Here is a 6,070-nt window from a genome sequence, read left to right on the forward strand (position 1 = left end):
GAGCTGTAGGCCGGATTGATCTGCATGATCCCCAGCGTGCCGCTGGACAGATTCGTGACGACATGCGTTCCGGACGCGCTCTGGCTGGCCGCGTCGCTGTGCGGCAGCAGGTTCAGAAGAGACGTGACCCCGTTCAGCAGCTTGGTCCCGATGCCCGTCGCCAGCTTCTCCAGCGTGTCGAGCAGTGGCGACGCCGCCTTGTTCAGATCCTCCATCGCCCGCTGAAACGGCGTCAGGCCTTCTTCATGCGCGTTCTTAACCGCGTCAGTCAGATGCTCCATCACGAGGGCGTACGCCTCGCCCTGCTTTCCGGCCGCTTCCAGATCCCGCACCTGATCCACCAGCTGCGCGTTCACGCCCGGCAGATGGCGCTGGTAGAGATCGCGGATCTCGGCGAGCGGGTCGGTCATGGCCGTCTGCACGGCTTTCAGCCCGTCCTCCAGCGAGCCGAACACGGCGCCAGCGTCACGCGCGACGCCCGCAAGCGCCGTGATGTCCGACGAATTGCCGGAAAAATCATAGGTTCCGCCAATCGCCTGCGACGCCGTCCGCGCGCTGGCCTCATCCCAGCCCGGCATCCCCTTGAGACTGTCGGACGCGGACGTGATCGCGCTGGCCATGCTCATCGCGTCAGTGCGCGTCGCCCGCAGCTGCGTGGACAGGGCGGCGAACTTCTCCTGATCCGTTTCCGCGTGCGACGCCATCTCATACAGGCTGACGCCAGCAGCCGCCGCAGCCACGGCGATGCCGCCCGGTCCAGCCAGAAAGCCGCCGACGACTTTTGCCGCGTTGCCGACGCCGCCCATCGCCTGCACCATGTTGGGCAGCTGATACGTCGTCGCCGTGATCGCCGAGCCGCCAGAGAGAACCTGATCGACCCATTTGTGAAATTCATCGGCGATCTGCGCGATCTGGTAGGACTGCAGCTTGACGGACGCCGTATTGCGCTCGGCCGCCGTCGTCACGCTCTCCGTCGCCTGCGCGAGCGTCTTTTGCGCCGCCGTCGCCGCCTCATGCCTGGCCGTAGCCTGAGTGACGCGGTCGCCCAGCGTCTGCAGCGTACGCTGCGCCTGTTCGGCGGTGACGCTGCCATTGGCCATGGATTTGTTCAGCGCGTCCTGCGCCGCGTCGAGATCGCGCTGCGCACGCTCGACCGCTTTCGCCGTACGGGTGACGTCGTCGAAACGGTTGACGAACGCCGCGCCGCTTTTCGTCGTGGACGTGATTTTCTTGTCCAGAGTCTCGGCGGCGTTTCCCGCGCTGTTCAGCGCATCGGCGTCAGCCTTGGCCTTCGCGGCGACGTCGCTGTCATAGGCGACCCGCATATCCGAAATTGAGGGCATGTCAGACCTTTTCCGTCAGAACGATTGCGGGATACGTGATGGGCTGACCGGCCTGACGATCACGCGCGCGGCCCTTGCTGTTGCGCAGCACCCACGGAGCGCCGTCGATCAGGCCCGGCGGAATGACGACGAACTTGCGGGCGACCGTCAGCGTCGGAAACATGCGCAGCGCCTGCTGACGCACCGCCTCGACCACGCCGCGACCGATCGTCCGCATGGCGCCCGTGTCGATCTTGCGCGCATAGGGCCGGGAATTGACGATCATGACTTCCGATCTCGGCGCGATGCGCGACAGGTCGCCGCTCCAGACCCGGCCATTGACGACAACCGCCCAGCTGCGCCGGTAGCGTCCAGTTCGCGCGGGCGAGCGGCGCATCGCCTGCTCGACGCAGAAGATCGCCGCCTGCGGCAGATAATTGAACTCGTAAAGAATGACCCCGTCAGGCCGGACCGCGATCTCGGCGCGGCCGCGCGTCCCGTCGACGAACGTCGTGTAACTGTCAGGGGCGTCGCCTGCGAGGATGACGGCCTCTCGCGCGGCGATGGCCGCCTCGGCCAGATGCGCCGACAGGGCGGCCGGCGACAGCGTCTGATCCACGAACAGCCTTATGTCGCGCTGAAACGTGCCGCTGACCGCCATGTCGCTATTTCCTGAAAATCTGGTCCAGTTCGGCGCGGATCTGACGCCCGCGCAGGTCCAGAAAAACCCGGTCCATGGCCTTGACCATCAGAACCACAAAATCGCGCTCGTCTCCGTCGAGATCCTGCGCGTCGCACCACGCCAGCACGGCCAGAACTGGCAATGGCTGCGGGCGGGAAACCCCACGAATAGCGCCCATGCCGCCGCCGTAGATCTCGACCATGTGGCGGCGATGCCCGGCCATCTCATGCCAGCACCGCCACGGCAGCCGATACGCGGGCAGCACGTCCACACGGCGCGCCTGCGCATCCACCGCATCCCAGTTCGGGTGATCCGCCGGAAGGATCGTATCACCGTAAGGCGCGACCAGCGGCGCGTCCTCGATCGCCCAGACGAGCGCGTCGGTCAGTTTTTTTCCGCGCTCTCCAGCAGCGCCTTGGTGGCGCGGCCGACAGATCCCGCCGCCTGCATGGCGAGCGCAAGCAACGGACGGTTTTCACGATGCTGGATCAGCTCGCAAAACTGCTCGATCGTGACCGGAGCCCCATCGTCTCCGTCCAGACCGTCCACGCCGATCAGACATTTCTCGGCCATCGCCTGCGCGACGCAGCCGTCTTCGATCGAAGGCGGCAGGGCGTCAGGGCTGACAGGAGTCTCATTTGCCGAAAGCCCTGTGTTGTAGCGGATGGTCGCCGTGCGCCGCAGCGCCCAGAGCCGGTCGACGTAAGCGTCCGTAAAACCGCGCGTCGTGATCGTGAAGGAATCCCCTTCCGGACCGACGACAACGGGAGCCCCTTGGGCGACCGAGGTGGCGTTGCGGGTGAAGGTAGTGAGTCTGGCCATGATATACCTATCGCTTTGAGTAAAGTAGAAGAAGATCGAGAAACGTTACGCCCTTGACGTCGCGTCAGTTCGTCGCTGTTCCCGTGAGAGGGAAAATCGCGAATGTTCCGCCGCCCGCGGCTGGATTTCCTTCGATGTCGAAAGTCGCCTTGACGGTCTGGTTTTTCCCGGAAACCGGATTCTTTCCATTGCGCAGCGCAGCGTTGAGGAACACGAAAGCGTATCCGTCGCCTGCACCGTCGACGCTCCTGATCATGATCGGCCCCTGCGTGCCCGCCGTCATCTGATCGAACTGATCCCAGCTTCGGAAATAGAACTCGATCGACCCGGCCGCCATGAACGAGCCCGACCGCACGCCGCAGGCGTCGGCGTGACCCATGCCGTAATCGTTGCCGGAGCCGTCGCGCGAGAGCGTGATCGTCGCCTGCGTCACGCAACCGGCCGGGGCGACGCCGTTGATCGTCAGGCCGAGAAACCCGGAGATCGAATCATGCACAACGCCCGAAGGTGCGACAAGAATAGCCGCAGCGTTGTCCGTCGTGCTGCGCGTCATATTTCCGCAGGTGAGGTCGGCGCTCACCGAGCCGAACTGCCCCTGCTGCAACTGGATCTGCACCTGATTGACGAGCGACCCGGTAAACAGCTGAAACCCGCTGAGCAGTTTTTTTCGGATCGTGAACGTCTTGTCGATATTCCCGTTACGCAATCCGCCAAACTCAACGAATGAGCCGTTACTGAGCGCGTAAGCGGATTCACCGTTACTGATGAGCTCGTCAAATGACCCTTTTTGGAAAATCAGCGTGTTTCCGCCGACTATATTGAAGTATGGCAACATTTTCGAAAACGACCTGGTCGTATCGATGATGGAGACGACCCCGCTCTGCGGAACACCGGAAAGATCTCTGCCAGAAATGAGCAGCGAACCCATACCACCTTTAAACGTATCATTACTGACTGCAGTCATCAGAATGCTGCCTGATGCAATGATCTGGCTGGGGGTCATCCAGTCCCCGCCGGTCACGCCGGCGAGAAAATCATCGAAGCACCCCGTCGCCAGCGGACCGGAGATCGTCCCTGACGCCGAGACCTGCGTCAGCACGGATTGCGACACTTCCCTGACAGCGTTGATCTCGTCCGGACGTGACGTGCTGTCCTGTCTGGCCAGCGTCTCGCTTGTAAAGCGCAAGGCCTGATAATTGCCGCCGGGGGCCGTCCCGTATGTCGTCTCAAGCGCAAAATCCAGACTGGTGTCGTTCGTCTGCACGCCTGCCGCGAGGCCGGATGTCGCTCCGGTGTAAGTCGCCATGAATAACCTCATAAAAAAAGGCCGCACGAGGCGGCCCTGTTTCGGGATCAGGAAAGATGGAGAGCGTCAGCCTTTGGCGTCACTGGCCGGGGAACCCGCGTCTGGCGTGCCGGCATCTGTTGAGCCGCCGGACGTCGACGGTTTTGCGACAGGCGCCTCACCGACAGGCATCAGCCCGACACGAAATCCCATATAGGCCTGCATCGACAGGCAAAGGTTGGACGCGTCGCACAGCGTCGACGTCAGGGTCTGTCCGTCTGCGACGAACAGCTGATCCGCGCCCGTCGCTTGCGCAAGAACGGTATAGGCTTTGCCCACCTCATCAGCAGCAGGGGCAGCAAAGGCAGGAAGGCCCCGCAATTCACGATAGGGCCACGCGCCGTAGCACAGGCCCGCGCCAACGCCTGCGCCGATCTGCGTCAGTGCGGCGCCTGTGCTGTCGGCTTCAATAACCGACGCGCCAAGCGCGTAGTGACCGGATCCGGCGGCGGTCTCGATCAGAGCGAAGAATTTCACGATGTCGTCTCCATAATGCTTTGGAAGCGGTAGGCGACCCTCAGGGTCATCGCGTATCGGTTCCCTGTTTCGTTGAGATCGGGCGGATCGAAATCCTGCCCGTCATAGACAAGGCCGTTTGGAAGCGGCGTCGACGGATTTCCGACCGGCGCGCGAAACGCCGCAGACATCGCCTGACAATGCGTGAGCGCATCGGGCGTGCTCATGGACCCGACCGGGATCATCAGGACCAGCAGGATCTGGCCGGCTTCCTCGTTCTCCGCGTCCCCTGCGCCCATGCGGTCAGACGAGGCGGCGCCGACAGGAAACGCCCAGAAGGCGTCCGGCAGGTCTTCGGTCGTCTGTATGAGCGGGTCGATCAGCGGAAGTCCCATCCGCGCCGCGACAGCGGATGCGCGCGCATAGGCGTCGCTCCACACAGTTGCGGATATCATCAGTTCCCTCCTGCAGCGATAAGCGTCCATCCGCAGATGGTCGGCCCGTCATAGACGGGCGTCGCATCAGTGAGCGTGTAGGTTTTCGGACCGTCCTCGACCCTGTCGCTCCGTTTCGGCGTCCAGGCGGCCGCCGTGACCTCATCGGCCCCGATCTGCGCCACGAAAGGAGCCTTTGCGACGCTGTCCGCCAGCTGCGAGGCCTGCGGCGGCGGCGCGTAGGCCATGACGCTGACGCTCTGCGACTGATCCGCCCGCATGAGGCGCATCATGCGTCCCTTGTCCGCGATCTGACGTCGTCGCCGCTCCGTGCGCCACGTCATGCCACGCCCGCCGGGCGATACGCGTCCAGAATGTCCGCCGCCGCCTGCGGCATGCCGCCGCTCGCTGTTGCGGACGTGTCCCAGCTGGTCGATCCGACGCCCTGCTCGCTTTCGGATTTGAGCAACGGATCTCGACCAGTCCCGTGCCACAGCGCCGCCGCCGTCAGGCGAACCGCACGCTGGATCGAGGCTGGCAACGTCCCGCGAACAACGGTGGTCCCGTCCGCCGCGACGCTTTCGAGCGTGTAGCCCGCCCGATAGGTCACGACGTAGCGCGCCGCCAGCCAGCAACGCGCAGGCCCGTCGTCAGGCGGGTAGAGGATGCCCGCCTCGGGATTGATCGCCAGCGCCGCGACCGTGTCCGCGTCGAGCGCCGTCGCGCCGATCGAAAGCCCCGTGACGGCCGACACCGGATAACGGCCCAGAACAAGATCCGACCGACGCGCGTCGCACCCCATTTCGATCACGTCGCGCCACGCCCGATCGATCAGCGGACGACCGACATAGGCGAGCGCCATGGACGACGCGTCCTGCAGCAACAGCGCAAGTTTTGCGTCCTGCGACGCATCAGAGATCCCGAGATCCGCCTTGAGGTCGGCCAGAGACGCCAGCGGCGCGTCCGGCGCAGGCGGACCGACTGGCGTTGTCCGCCTCATGGTCCGACC

General features: G+C 64.2%; 8 protein-coding genes and 1 pseudogene. All 9 read right to left on the reverse strand.

Features of this window, described 5'->3' with window-relative positions:
- A pseudogene (locus tag HK28_RS13055) lies at window positions 1-1,343 on the reverse strand (phage tail length tape measure family protein); the annotation flags it as partial.
- Between the two features lies 1 nt (window position 1,344).
- Window positions 1,345-1,983, reverse strand: a complete 639-nt coding sequence (locus tag HK28_RS13060; protein ID WP_086644977.1) for an HK97 gp10 family phage protein — start codon at window positions 1,981-1,983, stop codon at window positions 1,345-1,347.
- A 4-nt stretch (window positions 1,984-1,987) separates the two neighbouring features.
- A complete protein-coding gene (locus HK28_RS13065) occupies window positions 1,988-2,275 on the reverse strand; it encodes a hypothetical protein (RefSeq protein WP_233140545.1) in 288 nt (95 codons plus the stop codon).
- 113 nt (window positions 2,276-2,388) lie between these two features.
- A complete protein-coding gene (locus tag HK28_RS13070; RefSeq protein WP_086644979.1) occupies window positions 2,389-2,826 on the reverse strand; it encodes a hypothetical protein in 438 nt (145 codons plus the stop codon).
- A 64-nt stretch (window positions 2,827-2,890) separates the two neighbouring features.
- Window positions 2,891-4,132, reverse strand: a complete 1,242-nt coding sequence (locus tag HK28_RS13075; RefSeq protein WP_233140546.1) for a phage tail tube protein — start codon at window positions 4,130-4,132, stop codon at window positions 2,891-2,893.
- Between the two features lie 66 nt (window positions 4,133-4,198).
- The gene (locus HK28_RS13080) at window positions 4,199-4,648 is read right to left on the reverse strand and encodes a hypothetical protein (protein ID WP_086644981.1); all 450 of its coding nucleotides are present in this window, start codon (window positions 4,646-4,648) and stop codon (window positions 4,199-4,201) included.
- A complete protein-coding gene (locus tag HK28_RS13085) occupies window positions 4,645-5,082 on the reverse strand; it encodes a hypothetical protein (RefSeq protein ID WP_086644982.1) in 438 nt (145 codons plus the stop codon). The genes HK28_RS13080 and HK28_RS13085 overlap by 4 nt, the downstream gene beginning before the upstream one ends.
- Window positions 5,082-5,405 (reverse strand): hypothetical protein, encoded by a 324-nt coding sequence (locus HK28_RS13090; RefSeq protein WP_086644983.1) that lies wholly within the window; start codon window positions 5,403-5,405, stop codon window positions 5,082-5,084. The genes HK28_RS13085 and HK28_RS13090 overlap by 1 nt, the downstream gene beginning before the upstream one ends.
- Window positions 5,402-6,070: phage head-tail connector protein (locus HK28_RS13095; RefSeq protein ID WP_233140547.1), on the reverse strand; the 669-nt coding region annotated here is incomplete at its 5' end. The genes HK28_RS13095 and HK28_RS13090, both read right to left, overlap by 4 nt.

It is taken from the genome of Acetobacter sp. DsW_063 (assembly GCF_002153745.1).
Taxonomy (GTDB): domain Bacteria; phylum Pseudomonadota; class Alphaproteobacteria; order Acetobacterales; family Acetobacteraceae; genus Acetobacter.